The organism is Bacillus sp. FSL E2-0195 (assembly GCF_038003645.1).
Classification (GTDB): domain Bacteria; phylum Bacillota; class Bacilli; order Bacillales; family Bacillaceae_G; genus Bacillus_A; species Bacillus_A mycoides.
Genome location: NZ_JBBOPN010000001.1, coordinates 1804403 through 1821409, shown reverse-complemented (window position 1 = coordinate 1821409; position 17007 = coordinate 1804403). Strand labels below are relative to the sequence as shown.

Genomic DNA, 17007 nt, shown 5'->3' with positions numbered 1-17007 from the left:
TCTATAAACTCCTTTTCATTTATAACGTCTTTTTTATCTGCCACCTACAATAAATTTATAATCCGTATCGAAACTATCAAGAGATTTTGTTAATCCGTGAACTTGTATATTCCAGTTTCCTGTCATGTTAATATACATACCTTCCGCTTCATATTCTCCCGGTGACACTGCCGAAACTTTAAATGAACCTTTGCCCATATTCATATCTAAAGATTGAGTCGTCAATACAATTTGTTCCATATCAGTAACAGGCTGTCCATTCTCATCCTGCAAAGTAATATGAAATGTATTCTGTCCTACCTTATTAGGACTTACATGTAAAGTAAGTTCATATCCATTATCTAATTGTTTACTCTCTGTAAAAGGTCCCGTAGGAGGCATCGGCGGCGTTTGTACATTTGTCATAAACGCTACGATTACAAAAACGATAATTCCAATGATAAACTCTACTTTCACCGTAGCTCCTAACCTTTGCTGCGCTCGCATTCTCCCTTTCACATAATGAATAATTCCCAATATCCCCATACACACGAATAAAAGTATTTTTGCTAATAAGGCCAATCCATACTTCGTATCAAATAGGGAATGGATCGTGGGAATAAAAAATGTACTGTTAAAAAGACCCGTTAATAAAATCACAATGACAGCACCTGTTGCCCATGGCGAAAAACGCTTAATCGCATCCCAATACATAGTCCACTTGTCATCCTCTTTACGTAACAGAAGAACAATCGATGATAGCCCCCCCATCCATAACGAAGCTGCGAATAAATGCAGAAAGTCCATAACGACAGCAATTTCTTTAAACTTTAATCCATATGCATGACTATTGAAGGCTTTCATAACAAGTAAACCAATAAACAATAGTATTGGAATGCTCCATACTTTAAACGACGAAAGCTTCTCACGCTTCACTGCAAAATATGTAACAATCATAAGCGTACTAATAAGAGCCATTTGAGTGATCCATACATAACCAAAAACAGATAGCTGTAATGTTTCTTTTAATAATATAGGATCGAATGCTTCTAACCATGAAACATCAGCATTTATTTTCGCCTGCAATGGTAGATTGAATAGTAAACTAATAAATATCCCAAATAATGATATCCATATTATTTTCTTACTCCTCGACTGAACTTGACTTGCACTTCCTTTATAAAGGATAAGGTTAAATAATAGAACACCGATAAATAGAGAAAAACTTGTATATAAAATTCCGCGTTCCATAATCATATCGATTTGGGGAACATAGCCCATCTCTTCTACTTTTATATCATCTGTTCCCGCTTCTGCTGATCCAATACGGAATGGAATAACTCCTTGAATTGGATGTCCATCAGCTGAAATAGCCTTCCACTGAATAGAGTAAAGACCATTTTTGAGATTCTCTTTTAACCCAGCTTCTAATATTTTTTTGTTTTTCTTATCAATATGTGCATCTTTTAAATCTACTCTTTTACCTGAGGTATCTCTTACGAACAATGTATTAAAACTTGAAACTTGTATGTCCTCATCGAATTCAATTTTCACAACAGATGGTGCTTTCTTTAACGTTTCATTTTCAGCAGGATTTGATTTCACAACATACGCATGAGCGGATGCGCTTTTTGGTATCAATATGATCAACACGCACGCAATTAATAGCCATGCCCCTAACCTTCGTATTACTTTCACAATCATTTCACTTCTTTCTTTTTCGTCACTACACTTTCATTACTTTTTACTTCCCAAGTTTTATTTCTTGATAAAATATTAACCTGATTAAGTATAAGGATTTATTTAGTATCACTCTCTATTTATTCCTCACCTCTATACTTCCAATATAATAGTAGCTACCTTCATGGATATTACTAATATTTTTAAAGTTGATTATCATTATAGCATAAAATATATTTATGTAAGTTCCCTAAGAAGAAAAGTTATCGTGAATCATTTGTGAAGAAAATGTGAAATACATAAAGTGAAACTTTAATCAGTGGGACTTTTACGGGCATTCGATCTCCCACCTAACTCCCTCGCATTCTCCGACTTTTGAAGCGGGAATCTTATTGCCAACAAATAACGGGATAAATAAAAAAGGTATTACGTTATTACGCAACACCCTTTCTCCATAATACACTTCCTTTACTTCTCTTCCGGATAATCACAATAATTAATGATCGTGCCCTCCGTATCCGCTAGGTTAAGATAAATTAATCTTCTACCATGCTTATTCATTCGAAGTGTATGCTCTTCCATTCAAATACCTTATTCTTTAAATATGTTGTGTTTCAACACATTCTTTCCCTATTTTTAAATTTCATTTTCTTTTTTAGGGTTCATTTCAATTATTTTTAACAGCTGTTGTACCCTTTTATCATATGTATGTTCGATTAGCGTTCTCTTCAGCCCTTCCATCGCAATTTTCTTTCTTTGTGCCGGGTTCGATAAATATCTTTCAGCTTTCTCTATAAAATCAACCGCTGAGGTAAATGTCTCAATTTGTACCCCTGGAATATAACACTTTTCTAAATCTGAACGAATATCCGTCATTTGAAAAGAACCTGTACTAGCTATTTCGAATGTACGATTATTAATAGAACAAGCATTTACTTTTACTCTATTTCTATTAAATGTTAAATCCTCTATCGAGCGATGTATATTCATATTGATTTTACTTTTTTTGTAATATCCTATACTGTTTTCGTAAACCAAAAATGGTAAAAGTAAAATTTTATCTTTCAATAACTCATAACTTTTTAGTCTATCCCAATTACAACCTATAATTAGAGTATTTTTAGTCACTAAGTACTCTGCAATTGAATCAATAAATGCGAGCCGATTATCAAAAGCAGTCCCTATGAAACTAATATCAAATATGTATTCCTCTTCCCTAAGTATCGGCGTATATACAGGAGGTTCTGCTGCTAAAGGCAAATAATATACATTATCACAACCTAAATCTTTATAAAAATCAATACATCCTGTATCTTGCGTAAACACATAATCATAATCAAGCACTAAGTTTTTCGTCACATCTGTAAAGTAAGGGTCATCTGTAAGCCAGAGTGCAGTTTTAAAGTTGTATTGTTTTAAATCTTGAATTCCCTTAATTATCCCTTCTTCAAAACCATGAAATACAATAATGAGTGCCGGTTTTATCTTTAAAGCCGTTTTCACCAAGTTTTCGTATGTTACCATCGTTACATTACGAATTGCCTTTTTCAAACTATTATATATAGATTCCTCTAGCACCGGAAAATAGACAGGAACACTAGATGTAACAAATAATACGTTAAAATTTTCAGCACTATTTGAAATCTCCACAGATAACCACTCTCCAATACATGAAATTCACAATTTATATTATATGTATTGCATAAAATATATAGTTGGTTATAAAGCACTCTTTTTCTTTCATATATTACTGTGCAAAATGAGGATTGCTTACCCTATAGTCGGCTCCATTTGCTCGCAAATACTAAAAAAAATCATGCCCACTCCTACAGGATAGTGGATAGCTTCTCATAATATATATTCAACATTCCGAAATACTTTCGTCGAAATATTGAAAAGTATACAAATAAAAAGGCGTTACATTAGTACGTAACACCTTTCACAAAAATACACTTCCTTTATTTCACTTCCGGATAATCACAATATTCAATAATCGTCCCTTCCGTATCCGCTGGGTTAAGGTAAATTAATCGTCTACCATGCTTATTGATGCGAAGCGTATGTTCTAACGTTCGAATCCCTTGTTCCTTTAATTCTTCTAAAGCTACATCTAAATCGTCTACACGATACGCAACATGATGGACACCTTTCCCTTTTTGCTTTATAAATCGTGCTATTGGAGAAGTTGTATTATTCGTTGGCGCAAGTAATTCGATTCTATCACCATCAACTTCAAGAATAGCTACTTCGCTTTCAACACCAGGTGCTTCACTTACGTATCGATCTATTAAAGTTCCTGATAAAACCTTTTCATAAAAATGTATCGTACTATCTATATCACGAACTGCGATCCCGATATGGTCAATTGTTTTTTTCATTTTATTTCCCCTACTACTTTATTTTTTCTATTCTTATCAATAGTAACAAAAAAAGTTATAGAATCAAATTCTATAACTTTTTTTGTTTAACTTATTTTCTTATTCGCACCAGCTGCTGGTTGCACTCCATTTTTCGTTTTTACAACGCTAATACCATAGCCGATAAATCCACCGATAATCGCTGGGAAGATCCAGCCTAATCCTACTTCCTGCATCGGAAGGAATTTAGTGAACACTTGGCTTACTACTTCAATGTTAACTCCAGCTGCACTTAATCCATCGAATAAGCTGATGATAAATGTTACGATTAAGCTCACTTGGTAAACTTCAGCTCTACCTTTGAATAACGAGTGGAAGAATGTTAAGAAAATCAGCACGATTGCTAGTGGATAAATCGCTGTTAATACTGGAACAGAAACTGCGATTAGTTGTGTTAATCCAACATTTGCAACAATAGCACTAAACACACATAACGTAATTGCAATTGCTTTGTAAGGAACATTTGGGAATAACTTATGGAAGAATGAAGAACATGCTGATACAAGTCCCACACTAGTTGTTAAACAAGCAACTGTTATCATTAATCCTAATAATACCCCGCCATATGATCCGAAATAGTAGTTAGAAACTTTCGCTAATACTTCTCCGCCGTTTTCTAAATGTCCAAGCTTCGCAACGCTTGAAGCTCCCATATAAGAAAGTGCTGTATAAATAATTGCTAAAATAGATGCTGCGATCAGTGTTGCTTTTGCACAAACAACCATAATTTGTGTTTTCGTTTTCGCACCTTTTTCTTTAATTGCATTAATAATGATGATCCCAAATACGAACGATGCAAGCGTGTCCATTGTTAAGTATCCTTCTTGGAATCCTTTGAAAAATGCATGTGATGTATACCCTTCAACTGGTGCTTGCATTTCTCCAATCGGATGAATAAAAGCAACGATTACTAAAATACCGATGAATGTTAATTTAATTGGCGTTAAGATTTTTCCAACAATATCGACAATTTTCGCAGGATTTAGCGAAAAAAAACAAGTGATGCTAAAGAATATAATTGTAAAAAGAATTAACGGTGTAGAACCTAATCCCTCTGGCATAAACGGCTTAAGACCAATTTCATAAGAAACATTTCCCGTTCTTGGTATTGCAAATAACGGACCGATCGCTAAGTATAAAACTGTCGTAAACACAATCCCGAATACCGGGTGAGCTCGACTTGCTAATGACTGTAAATCATCTTTACCTGAAAAACCAAATGCTAATACACCTAGTAATGGTAAACCTACTCCTGTTACTAAAAATCCAGCGTTAGCAATCCATACATTCTCTCCTGCCGATTGACCAAGCATCGCTGGGAATATTAAATTTCCTGCTCCAAAAAATAGTGCAAATAACATTAATCCGATAACTACTATGAACGAAAACGGTACTTTATTCGCCATAATATAACCCCCCATTCAAATTTCCTTATCTCATTTCCAATTTTAACTAATTGAATTTTCTGAATATTTAATTTAAGTATCAACTATTCTTGAACTCATTATAGTTTGTTATATAATATTTTGCAATACTATTTTCAAACTTTTCATTTATTTTATGAATATACATTTTTTAACATGGAAATTATACTAAAAAACCAACATGGTCATCCATGTTGGTTTTTACATTTACTATCATTATTTAAAATTTCGCCGCTACTTTCTTAACGTTCTCTAAACCTTCTTCAACAATTTGCTGTGAGCGATCTGGATATTGATTGTGTCCCTCAATTACAACTGTCTCTGGATTGGTAATTCCCCAGAACCCAAGTACGTTTGTAACGTAATTAACAGCCATTTCCATAGGAGCCATTTGTTCAGAAGAGTAATCTGAACCACGAGCGCCTAAAACAACTACTTTCTTATCACCAGCTAAACCTTCTGGACCGTTCGCTGTATATTTAAACGTTTTTCCAGCTTGAGAAAGATATGAAATATACGTAATTAATGGTGCTGGTACTGTAAAGTTCCATAATGGGAATGCAAATACTACTTTTTCAGCTTCTAAAAACTGGTTTAAGTACTTATCCACTGTAGCAACTGCCTTCTCTTCTTCAGCTGTTATCTCCATTCCTTGACTACGTTTATATCCACCTGAAATAGCGATATTTCCGTAATACGGAAGATCTAATGCGAATAAATCTAACTCCGTAATTTCTGTATTCGGATTTGCTTCCTTATAAGCACTTACAAATGTTTCATACATTTTTGAACTAATTGCTTGCTCCGCTGGACGATCGTTTGCTTTTACAAATAATACTTTTGACATTGTTTTATTCCCCTCTACTTTTGTATTTTCTTCTTTTTTTCCAAATAACGAGCTAAATAATCCCATTTTCTTCACCTAAACTTTCTTATCATATTCATTATTCATCATCATAAAAATTCTTATTCTAATAAAAAGTTCCAATAGATACCTTAACCTAAGTAACTCAAAACTTTTTGTTATTTAATTACCTTATGTAAGTGATTGTAATACATCTACTTACTTTAGTCAAGTAACTTCTCAAAAAGAAAAATATCTCGAGTTAAAAATAACAAAGAAATATATTTCCTCATTCGAAATGATAAATTCGAAAACACGTAAGTGAAATCCCTTGTATAATACAACTAGAGAGAGAAATTCATCTATAGAGAGGATTTATTAATGAGTACTTTAGAAAAGATTCAAACCTTTATCATTCTTGCAGCTGTTATATTCGGGGTTATATTAGGACAATTTAATATGATACATATGCATTCAGAAAAATTTATTGTCCCCTTCTTATTTTTAATGCTTTACGGATTATTCCTCAGCATCCCATTAAATGATATAAAAAATGGCTTCCGTAACTTAAAATTCGCTGGAACAAGCCTAGGTATTAACTTTATATGGACACCTTTTCTTGCTTGGGGATTAGGCGCGTTATTTCTTTCAGATCACCCAGCACTTTGGGTCGGCTTTATTATGTTAATGGTTACTCCGTGTACAGATTGGTACTTAATCTTTACTGAAATAGCGAAAGGAAATGTAGCACTTTCTACTGCAATTTTGCCTGTAAATTTAATTTTGCAAGTACTACTTCTTCCAATTTATTTATTTTTATTTGCTGGTGTCATGAAAACTGTAGCGGTTTCTGTTTTAGTAGAAAGTATTGTTATCGTAATCGTCTTACCATTTTTACTTGCGCACGCTACAAAATTCATTATGCATAAAATGAAAAAAGTTGAAACACTGGAGAATAAACTCATTCCATTTTTCAGCTCTGCTCAAATTGTATTTTTAAGTTTAGCAATAGTAGCGATGTTTGCCTCACAAGGTAAGTACTTATTACAAAATATGAATGTTGTTTTATTGTTACTTATACCAGTATTACTGTTCTTCATAATTAACTTTATACTAGGACAGTTTGTAGGACGTATGATGCATTTATCCTATGAAGACACTGTAAGCCTAAGCTTAACAACATTAGCGAGAAACTCGCCTGTTGCACTCGCAATTGCTGTGACTGCTTTTCCAGACGAGCCTCTTATCGCGCTTGCATTAGTGATTGGACCGTTAATAGAACTACCAGTACTAGCGTGTGTGTCACAAGTGTTATTACTTATTAAGAAAAAACAGCAATACACATAAAAAAAACGTCCTACTTTGGGACGTTTTTTTATTGTCGAGAAAGTATAGAAGTAACGATACTTATCGGCTCTAAGGATTTTATACGTTATAGAAAATTAGCTTGTCGTTACGTTAACAAAGTCTTTCTAATTAAAAATTATAGGGAAAGTAAATATAACGAAAGCTGCCCAAAGTCCGTAAATTGGCAAATACTTCGTAACGGCATCTTGGATAGCTGTCGGTCCTGATTTGTTTTGTAGAAAACGCATATAGGAAAACATAATCCAAATTAGATTTGCCCAGATCAGTATGTTTACTCCTAAGACAGCAAGTCTATTAGGTGTAATCCCGTAAGAAGAAAGTCTGAATACGATGGCTGACAAAGCTACAGTGTCAATAATAAGCGCAAGAACAATTAAGGCAAAATTGATATAATCTGAAATGTTCTTTTTCTCGTCTGATTCACTCTCAACAATGGAAAATATGGTAACAGCCAATACACCAAGGAGTATTCCGTTGAAGGCCATTAGGAAATTGCGGTCCAAGAACGGATTTTTCCCGACCCATATAACCGTTATAAGATAAATCAACAATGTGATCAAGACGAGAGGACTAAAAATGTTAGATATGTATGGTGTAATATTCTTAGCAAGTTTAAGATTCATTGATGCCAAGTATGCAGCCACAATAGCGAGAGCGGCAGCACCAAATAAAATAACATTACTAAAATAGAAGTCTTCTATATTCAAGTCAACAAACCTAAATAACTGCATGGTTAATGCTGCTAGTACCATTCCGCTCACTGCCATGCTGGCGTAGAGAATACAATATTCCAAATTAAATTTAATATAAGCTAATCTCGTACTTCCTTTTGAATATTCATTTCCTGTAAACGCAAGCCCTACTAAGACCCATAAGAATATAGGAAGATGTAAATACGCAAGGATACTGCTGTCTTTATAATTTAATGGCAACATATTAAGATACACCCCGGCAATTAGGAACAATGCTGCAAGGAAATAAATAATACTTTTTTTCGGAGTATTATTGTAAATAAAATAAGCAGCAATAAAGGGAATTACACCAAAAGCCAAGTTAATTGGAGCAATTGCTTCCTGTTCGACAAAATGGAAGATTACCCTGGTGCTTAGCCCTGCCAGAATAGCTAAAATGCCCATGAATAAGAAACCTTTTTGAAACAATGAAGGTTTTTCTGTATTTGCCGTCTCCTTGAAATGCAATCTTTCATACCAAGCACCAAGAACCTGAGAATCAGGGTTTTCATCCCATGCTTGTGAGAATGACTTTTTAAAAGCTTTCGGGTCTTTTCTATACATTCTCTCCAACTCATGAGGGTTATCCATATTTTCAATTATCACATTGTTAACCTCCATATTTATACCTCCTCTAATTTTACAAATAACGTTGTTACCTTTTCCATAAAAAGCACCACACTTATTTATTCTGATTTTGATTTTAATATAAATTTTATCGTTTCGCAATAAATTTTTATTATTTCAGATAGTATTTTTGTTGTATATTTTTATTCCAAGCAAAAACAAAAAGCATTCCTCATTCAAAGAAATGCTCTATAACTTTTTATAAACATCGGTGTAAGCTACTTTCAGCTGTTCTCTTCATTGCTTGTTTTTATTTTCTAATTCCTTATTTTTCCTTTATATAAAAGAAATGATCAAAATGATATAAACGCCCAATTTAATAACACCTTTTCAAACAATTATTTCAAATAAATTTTAGTGCTAGTATACAAAACTCTGTAATTATAAAATAAAAAAGCATGACATAAAATTGTCATGCTTTTTCTTTTCTATCTATATTTTCAAACCTAATACAGCACATTTTACTCGGGAAAGAGCTTTTTCATTTGTTAAAACCACTTAATTCTCAAACACAAAATTAATCTTATTATCTTTCCACTCTAACTTCGCATCAAACGTTTTCTCGCCTTTTTTAAAGCCTTTAATTAAATCGGTCTTCTCACCTTTTAATAGTTTCGTCATGTTTTTTTGCGAAATAGCTTTGCTTAAAATCTTCTTCGAGATGGTAAAGTCACATTGTGTTGTATTGTAGTTAGAACAACCGTAAAACGTCGACTTATCAATAACATCGCCATCACATTTTTTACAGTTCCCGACCTTTTTACCTGTTGTAAATTTCGATCCTTTTCGTTCAATCGATTCAACATGTAATCCGGTGAAATCCCATTTCTCCGACATTTCTACCGCATCTTCAATAATTTTAGCTGATAGCTTTTTCGTTTGCTCCATAAATGTCGCTGGTGAAGCTGTACCTTCTCCAATTTCCGCAAGGCGTTGCTCCCATTTTGCTGTCATTTCTGGTGAAGCCAGTATTTTATCACCGATTGCTGTAATTAATACTTTCCCTTTATCGGTTGCGTACACTTGGTTTTTCTGTACATCTATATATTTACGGTCTTTCAGCATTGTAATAATACCAGCACGAGTGGCCTCAGTACCTAAACCTTCTGTTTTCTTCAATACTTTCTCAAGCTCTTCATTTTCTAAATACTTACCGGCCGTTTTCATTAACGTAATAAGTTGTCCTTCTGTATAACGTTTCGGTGGCTGTGTTTTTCCTTCTTTCACTTTCACCTTTACAACTTTTCCTTGTTCACCTTCAGCTACAATTGGAAGAATCGTTTCGTCATCTTTATCGTCTTGGAAAATAACTTTACGCCAACCTTCTTGAATTTGCTGTTTTCCTTTTGAAATGAACGCAGCACGTTCGTCTACAAGAGTTGTAATCGTTGTGTAGTCAAAGATTGCTACTTCATAATGCGCCGCAATCAGCCTTCTTACGATCATATCGTAAATTTTCTTTTCATCACCTGATAGTTTGCTTGGATTTGTAACTTGCTCTGTCGGTATAATTGCGTAGTGATCTGTAACTTTCTTTTCATTCACATAACGCTTATTATTCATAATCGATTCAATTGGTGCTGGCAATAAACCTTTATATTCATCAAACTGACTTAACTTCTGTAAAATATCAGGGAACGTCGCTGCCTCTCCTTGTGTAACATAGTTAGAATCCGAACGAGGGTAAGAGACAATCCCTTTTTGATATAGTGCTTGCGTTATATCAAGTGTCTTTTTTGGTGAAAATTTAAAGGCTTTATTCGCTGTCGCTTGCAGTGCTGATAAATTAAATAAAAACGGCGGCTGAAACTCTTTACGCTCCGTTTTCATTTCTTTTACTACAGCCGGTTTGTTTTGACAAAACGCTGCAATTTTATTTGCCAAATCAGGGTCATTTAAGCGGGACTCATTATCTTTCTCCCATTTCCCCTCATATTTCTTTCCTTCTATATTAAAGGTTGCGAACACTTCCCAAAACGGCTCTGACTTAAAGTTCTCTATTTCTTTTTCACGCTTTACAATGAGTGCTAATGTTGGTGTTTGTACACGACCAGCGGAAAACACATCATTCATTCCTTTTTTCTTTAGCAAAATACTAAAGACACGCGATGCATTCATACCAACGACCCAGTCAGCGCAAGATCTTGTATATGCTTCGTAATACGTATTAATCGTATCTGCTTCATCTAGTAAGTTTTTAAATCCTTGATAAATAGCTTGCTTCGTTAAAGATGAAATCCAAAGACGCTTCATTGGCTTTTGCACGTTGCAAAGATTAATAATATTTCTTACAATCAGTTCCCCTTCACGCCCAGCATCGCCCGCGTGAATAATTTCTGTTACCTGTGGATTATGTAACAGCTGTTTCACAACGTTAAATTGCTTATACTTTGACTTTGTTACCTCAAATTGAAAACGCTCTGGAATCATCGGCAATGTATTAAGTGACCATTTTTTCCACTCAGCGTGATAATGTTCTGGATTACATAACTGCGTCAAATGACCAATTGCCCATGTACAGTACGCTCCATTTGGAAATAACTCATTTGCTTCTACTTCTAAATACCCATCTTTCCGGCGATATTTAAACTGTGAAACAAGAGCCAAACCTTGATCTGGTTTCTCGGCAATAATTAATTTCATCTTCTAACTCCCTATCTGTATTCCAGTGTTACTTTCATTGTCTATCTGTTTAGAAGCGATGATAAAACAACCATCTTATTTATCATTCGCGGTTTGCCTCACAAATGGGAGACCTATAATATTATACGCTTATTCTTTATGGCTTCACAATAGAAACTCATTATATAACACTTTCTTTCTCATGCTTATAGACAAAAAAGACGCTCAAAAATCGAACATCTTTTCCATTCACTACTACTTGCTTACATATATTCTCTCAAAATAAAAATACAACAATTCTTTATGAAGCATCGTCCACTAAGATAACCATCATTGTTTGAAAATTATATTGAACTTACCTTTTTTAAATTGTGCAGATAATTTGCAGATATATATTAGCATAAGTACTCTCCATTTGAACATATGATGAAGTGAATGATAGGACAGGGAGGTATCATGATGTTCGCTTATACGTTAACTGCCTTAACACTTTGTTGTATCTCGATTCTTATTACATCATATATATCTAAACGCAAGGGTACCCTAATGGAGTATATGGTATTTATTATGTCTTTTAGTATGTGTATCGGTTTAAGTATCGGTTTTTATTTAGGTATTCTTTTTAAAGGTGAATTACTATATTCTACTTTGCTTGCGATTTTGATTAGTAGTTGTATCGGTTTTTTAGTCGGTCTACGGTTTCACCTATTTACCGCTTTAGAAGGAATGTTTTCTGGATTAATGGCAAGTATGATGGGAGCAATGATTACAGAAATGTTAAACGCTCAACAAGCTCACAGTATACTGTTCATTAGTCTTTTACTTACTATAACAATAACTATGTCATGTATAATTCAACTTTTATCAGAAATCTTTTCTACTTTTATCCAACGGCGTTTTTTATTATTACTTTCAATTAGTGTGGTAATTATCGTTGCCGTGTTCGTGACATTCCCCGATCATACTCCCCCATCTTCATCCGGGCACGATCAACATATGCATTAACACTTGCAACGAAAATGAATAAGCAGCTATCCATAGGATAACTGCTTCATATTATTCTGGCTTATTAGGAATGTTAGGGTTTGGAACATAATCAGATTTATAATCTGTATATTTCACTTCTGTTACCATCCCCGCTGAAGCATGGTGTAAATCATGACAGTGGAACATCCATTCACCCGGATTGTCTGCTACAAAGGCTACTTCATATTCTTCTCCTGGTTTTAAGTTCAAAGTGTCTTTCACAATTGGAGAACCTTCTACCGGTTTTCCATCTTTACTTAACACCTGGAAGAAATGACCGTGTAAATGCATCGGATGATCGTCCACTTTAGAGCGATTTACTAATTTTACTTTTACTAAGTCACCCTTTTCCACTGAAATTGGGTCAATATCTGGGAATGCCTTTCCATTAATTGTATATACCATTTCATTTCCATTCATTTGCGTATTCAAGTCCATATTATATGTGGCAATATACTGTTGATTTAACGTGAAACTACCTAATTTTTTAGCACCATATTTCGTCATATCTAATTTCGGTAATTTTTCTTTTTCATCTGCTTTGTCTTTCATCTCTTTGCTGCCATCATATTCAATAATAGCTTTCATTCCTTTTGCACCTTTACTTTCTGAATGGTCTTCAACGTACCATTTCCCAGGATTGTTAGCTGTAAATTCAATATCATAACGTTCACCCGGTGCGATTGAAATTACTTTGTCTTTTATAACTTTTGGATCGTTAATTGGTTGACCATCTGTCGCAATTACTTTTATATCATGACCGTGAACATGTATATCATGTGATAGATAACCAGCATTAACGAGTCGAAGACGAACTTTATCCCCTTCATTCACTTTTAACAGCTCTACTAAATCTCCGCTTTTACCATTGATTGTGAATAAGTCATACATACTCATATCATGACCTTCCATCTTCATATTTCCATGGTCCATTCCTGCCATATTACTAGAGTCTTTTTTATCACTGTCCATACCGGAATGATCCATGCCTTTCATATCATCATTCTTTTTCGTATTTTCATTACCCTTAGATTTATTACCTGTTGGCCCTCTTGTCATTTCTTTTAACTGCTTATTAATTTCTTCTTTATCTGTAACCCATTCATCCAACATTAATGTGTAATCTTTATCATATTTTTCATTAGTATCTTCTACAATGAGAGCACCATATAAACCTCTATCTAGTTGATTCACAGAATCTTGATGCGAATGATACCAATATGTTCCTGGTACGTTCGCTTCAAATTCATAGGTGAAACTCTTTCCAGGTTCAACCGCATCTTGCGTCACACCTGGAATTCCATCCATGTTATTTGGGACAGGATACCCATGCCAATGAATAGATACTGGTGCAGATAATTCATTTTTCAATGTCACTTTAACCTTTTCACCTTTTTTCACTCTGATTTCTGGACCTGGGGATGAGCCATTAAATGTCCAGACTGGAACAATAACACCGTTACTTAGCTTTTGCTTTTCTTCTTTCGCTACTAAAGTAACTTCTGGCCCTTTTACAACTTTCAATGGTTTTGTAGCCGTTTCAGTCTGTGTTGTTTTTTTATCGTCCATATTTTTATGATCATTTGTTGTATTTGTGGTCGCAGAACATGCAGCAATTAAAGATATTACGGAGACTGTAACTGCTGTTAATACAAATCTCTTCATTGAAAATCCCTCCTTTTTCTTTTTCAAGATTATTATAGAAGACAATTTTCAAGAAAATATGGAGGTTTAAAATGGTCCAAATAAAAAGACGCCCAAAATTGAGCGCCTCTTCTAATTATTATTTCGTAACAACTTCATCTTCTTTTACATTTACATTATTTTCTCTCATAAACTCTTCAATCTCTTCAACTGTTCTAATGATATCTTTTGACAAGTTTTCATACCCGTCTTTTGTGATAAGAATATCATCTTCAATACGAATCCCAATTGATTCTTCTTCAATATATAGACCTGGTTCAATCGTAATGACCATACCTTCTTCTAATACTCTATCTTTGTATGTTCCTACATCATGAGTATCTAAACCTAGGAAATGACTCACGCCGTGATAATAATATTTAGATAGTTCCTCATCTTCTTGAATTAAACCAATAGCTTTACACTCTTCTGCCAGTATCTTTTTTGTGTGCTCATTTAATGCAGTAAACTTTAATCCTGGCTTAATAAGCTCAGTTGTTTCTTTCAATGCTTTTAACACTATATTATATATTTGTTTTTGGCGACTAGAGAATGTTCCACTAGCTGGGAATGTGTAACTAATATCAGCGTTGTAGTAATCTTTTTGAGCACCTAAATCGAGCAGCACTAAATCACCATTTTGAATTTGTGCATCATTATCTTCATAATGAAGGACTGTAGCATTTTTACCACTCGCCAAAATTGTATTGAATGCATGATGTTTAATTCCAGATGATTTAAGCGTAAAATCAAAATGAGCTTCTAATTCATATTCCATCACATCTGCTTTTGCATGCTTCAGCACGTTATAAATACCCTCTTTAGTTACAGCAATCGCTTCTTTAATGATTTCAATTTCTTCTTCCGTTTTAAACACTCGTAATTCACAAATATGCGGATATACATTACCAATTAAAACGTGTGGATACTGTTCTCTTACATATTTAGCAAACGCTAACGTTTTCGTCTCAGTACCCTTCCACTCACGACGCTCTAAATCTAAATACAGATGCTTCACATTTTCTGTGAAAAGTGTATTTGCCATTGTCTTCTCAAAGCTTTCTATATATACAACTTTTTTTATGCCTGAAATTTGTTCTGCATCTTCTTTAGAAACTGTTTTACCGTCCCATTTTTCCATTACTGGATCTGATTTTTCAATGAAAAGAGTTTCTTCCACACTATTTCCAAACTTTTTCAACATGAAAATAACATTTGGCTCATCGATTCCCGTTAAATAGTAAAAATTTCGATTCGGCACAAATTTATAATGTGCATCGGCTGACATATGAGGTGCTTGCCCAGCAAATAAAATAGTAATAGATTCATCCGGTAATGTGTTTACTAATCGTTCTCTATTTTGAGCAAAAAATGTTGATTTCATAATAATCCCCCTAGCGTTCTATGTATAATTTTGAAACTAATTATCCAATATAATTCATTCTATTATTGTTATAATTTTTCGTCAATTAATAGTGCTCATAGAGAAAAGAAAATCTTCATTACTAGGGCCCCTTCCACTCTAAATTCTGCATACCACTCCACAATTTCTTGACATTTATTCCATATACTTAAAATCTCATATATATGGAAAGGAGTCTACAAAAGTGAAACATTATGTAGCAACAGGGTTAGCAATTACTTCTTTATTAATAATTACAGGATGTTCTAGCAATGCTGAAACAGCACCAGCTAAAAAAGAAACGGTGCAATCTCAGCCAAAAAATAAAGAAACAGCAACTACGATTCCGCAAAACTTCTATAAAGAAATTACATCTGGAAAAATCGAGCACATTCATGGAATTGGCTACGCGGGAAATATGCCTGGGGTTTCTATCGCAACTCACAGTGGTATAAAAGTTTATCAAAATGGTAAATGGTTTGAAACTACGACTGAGCTACATGATTACATGGGATTTCAGGCAACAAAGAATGGATTCGTTGCCAGCGGTCATCCTGAACCAGGTGCAAATTTAAAAAATCCTTTAGGGTTAATGAAAAGTTCTGATGGCGGTAATACCCTCGAAAAGCTAGCGTTTTATGGAGAATCTGATTTTCATAACCTTGCTGTCGGATATAATACGGAAGCAATTTATTTATACAATGAGCGTCCAAATTCTAAATTACAACAAGGTTTTTATTTCAGTACGAACAACGGACAAGATTGGAAAAATAGTAAATTAAACGGTCTTTCAAGTACAATCCATTCCTTTTCAGCACATCCAGATCAATCTAGTGTAGTCGCGGTAAGTGCTAAAGACGGTGTATATTTGTCTACAGATTATGGAAATACATTTGAACTATTTTCTAAACCAGTTGAATCGACCGCAGTTACATTAAGTAATGAAGACATTATCTATGCCTCTATTAATAAGCAAACTGAGCAACTAATTACGAAGAAATCAATTGCTACAAATGAAGAAACAAACTTACAGATTCCATCTTTAGATTCTAAAGATACAATTATGTACATATCACAAAATCCTCAAAATTCAGCTGAAATAGTTTTTGCTACAATGAAAGCAAATGTCTTTCTTTCTATGGATGACGGTAAAACGTGGAAGCAGATTACTAAAAATGGAACATTACAATATAACTAGTTAGAA

General features: G+C 34.1%; 12 protein-coding genes and 1 pseudogene. 3 read left to right on the top strand and 10 right to left on the bottom strand.

All coding sequences use genetic code 11. The features are described from left to right. Window positions 1-33: 33 nt before the first annotated feature. From MHH59_RS09390 to MHH59_RS09365, 6 genes and pseudogenes are all read right to left on the bottom strand, one after another. Window positions 34-1683 carry a copper resistance CopC/CopD family protein gene (locus MHH59_RS09390; protein WP_340851132.1) on the bottom strand — a complete coding sequence of 550 codons (1650 nt, stop codon included), beginning with the start codon at window positions 1681-1683 and terminating at the stop codon, window positions 34-36. A 444-nt stretch (window positions 1684-2127) separates the two neighbouring features. Beyond that, window positions 2128-2235: pseudogene (locus MHH59_RS09385) on the bottom strand (glyoxalase); the annotation flags it as partial. Between the two features lie 60 nt (window positions 2236-2295). Then, entirely contained in the window at window positions 2296-3309 is a 1014-nt protein-coding gene (locus tag MHH59_RS09380; RefSeq protein ID WP_033730339.1) for a CgeB family protein, read from the bottom strand. Window positions 3310-3617: 308 nt separating this feature from the next. Beyond that, the gene (locus tag MHH59_RS09375; protein ID WP_002086225.1) at window positions 3618-4037 is read right to left on the bottom strand and encodes a VOC family protein; all 420 of its coding nucleotides are present in this window, start codon (window positions 4035-4037) and stop codon (window positions 3618-3620) included. Between the two features lie 86 nt (window positions 4038-4123). Next, complete coding sequence (gene brnQ, locus MHH59_RS09370; RefSeq protein ID WP_078178885.1) at window positions 4124-5482, bottom strand: branched-chain amino acid transport system II carrier protein; 1359 nt, start codon at window positions 5480-5482, stop codon at window positions 4124-4126. Between the two features lie 238 nt (window positions 5483-5720). Then, window positions 5721-6413, bottom strand: coding sequence for an FMN-dependent NADH-azoreductase (locus MHH59_RS09365; RefSeq protein WP_016126776.1), 693 nt, complete (start codon window positions 6411-6413; stop codon window positions 5721-5723). A gap of 312 nt (window positions 6414-6725) precedes the next feature. On the opposite strand from MHH59_RS09365, the gene MHH59_RS09360 reads away from it, so the two are divergent. Then, entirely contained in the window at window positions 6726-7691 is a 966-nt protein-coding gene (locus tag MHH59_RS09360; RefSeq protein WP_078178884.1) for an arsenic resistance protein, read from the top strand. Window positions 7692-7816: 125 nt separating this feature from the next. Here MHH59_RS09360 and MHH59_RS09355 read toward each other — a convergent pair whose 3' ends face one another. Together MHH59_RS09355 and topB are read right to left on the bottom strand one after the other, a co-directional pair. After that, window positions 7817-9064 carry a DUF4153 domain-containing protein gene (locus tag MHH59_RS09355; protein ID WP_087962736.1) on the bottom strand — a complete coding sequence of 416 codons (1248 nt, stop codon included), beginning with the start codon at window positions 9062-9064 and terminating at the stop codon, window positions 7817-7819. Window positions 9065-9568: 504 nt separating this feature from the next. Next, a complete protein-coding gene (gene topB, locus MHH59_RS09350) occupies window positions 9569-11713 on the bottom strand; it encodes a DNA topoisomerase III (protein WP_002012275.1) in 2145 nt (714 codons plus the stop codon). Window positions 11714-12151: 438 nt separating this feature from the next. Between topB and MHH59_RS09345 the strand changes: the two genes are divergently transcribed. After that, window positions 12152-12697 carry a hypothetical protein gene (locus MHH59_RS09345; RefSeq protein ID WP_088005179.1) on the top strand — a complete coding sequence of 182 codons (546 nt, stop codon included), beginning with the start codon at window positions 12152-12154 and terminating at the stop codon, window positions 12695-12697. A 51-nt stretch (window positions 12698-12748) separates the two neighbouring features. Here MHH59_RS09345 and MHH59_RS09340 read toward each other — a convergent pair whose 3' ends face one another. Together MHH59_RS09340 and MHH59_RS09335 are read right to left on the bottom strand one after the other, a co-directional pair. Continuing rightward, window positions 12749-14383 (bottom strand): multicopper oxidase family protein, encoded by a 1635-nt coding sequence (locus tag MHH59_RS09340; protein ID WP_340851131.1) that lies wholly within the window; start codon window positions 14381-14383, stop codon window positions 12749-12751. Between the two features lie 118 nt (window positions 14384-14501). After that, window positions 14502-15785 (bottom strand): aminopeptidase P family protein, encoded by a 1284-nt coding sequence (locus tag MHH59_RS09335; RefSeq protein WP_063225831.1) that lies wholly within the window; start codon window positions 15783-15785, stop codon window positions 14502-14504. 223 nt (window positions 15786-16008) lie between these two features. Here MHH59_RS09335 and MHH59_RS09330 point away from each other — a divergent pair, with 223 nt between their 5' ends. Further along, on the top strand, window positions 16009-17001 hold the full coding sequence (locus tag MHH59_RS09330; protein WP_002126844.1) for a F510_1955 family glycosylhydrolase: 993 nt from the start codon (window positions 16009-16011) through the stop codon (window positions 16999-17001). Window positions 17002-17007: the final 6 nt, after the last annotated feature.

What these genes read in the sequence shown, in the direction of transcription:
- MHH59_RS09345 (WP_088005179.1), top strand. Translation starts at nt 12,152, where the DNA reads ATGTTCGCTTATACGTTAACTGCCTTAACACTTTGTTGTATCTCGATT.
- MHH59_RS09365 (WP_016126776.1), bottom strand. Translation starts at nt 6,413, where the DNA reads ATGGGATTATTTAGCTCGTTATTTGGAAAAAAAGAAGAAAATACAAAA.
- MHH59_RS09340 (WP_340851131.1), bottom strand. Translation starts at nt 14,383, where the DNA reads ATGAAGAGATTTGTATTAACAGCAGTTACAGTCTCCGTAATATCTTTA.
- topB (WP_002012275.1), bottom strand. Translation starts at nt 11,713, where the DNA reads ATGAAATTAATTATTGCCGAGAAACCAGATCAAGGTTTGGCTCTTGTT.
- MHH59_RS09375 (WP_002086225.1), bottom strand. Translation starts at nt 4,037, where the DNA reads ATGAAAAAAACAATTGACCATATCGGGATCGCAGTTCGTGATATAGAT.
- MHH59_RS09335 (WP_063225831.1), bottom strand. Translation starts at nt 15,785, where the DNA reads ATGAAATCAACATTTTTTGCTCAAAATAGAGAACGATTAGTAAACACA.
- MHH59_RS09360 (WP_078178884.1), top strand. Translation starts at nt 6,726, where the DNA reads ATGAGTACTTTAGAAAAGATTCAAACCTTTATCATTCTTGCAGCTGTT.
- MHH59_RS09355 (WP_087962736.1), bottom strand. Translation starts at nt 9,064, where the DNA reads ATGGAGGTTAACAATGTGATAATTGAAAATATGGATAACCCTCATGAG.
- MHH59_RS09390 (WP_340851132.1), bottom strand. Translation starts at nt 1,683, where the DNA reads ATGATTGTGAAAGTAATACGAAGGTTAGGGGCATGGCTATTAATTGCG.
- brnQ (WP_078178885.1), bottom strand. Translation starts at nt 5,482, where the DNA reads ATGGCGAATAAAGTACCGTTTTCGTTCATAGTAGTTATCGGATTAATG.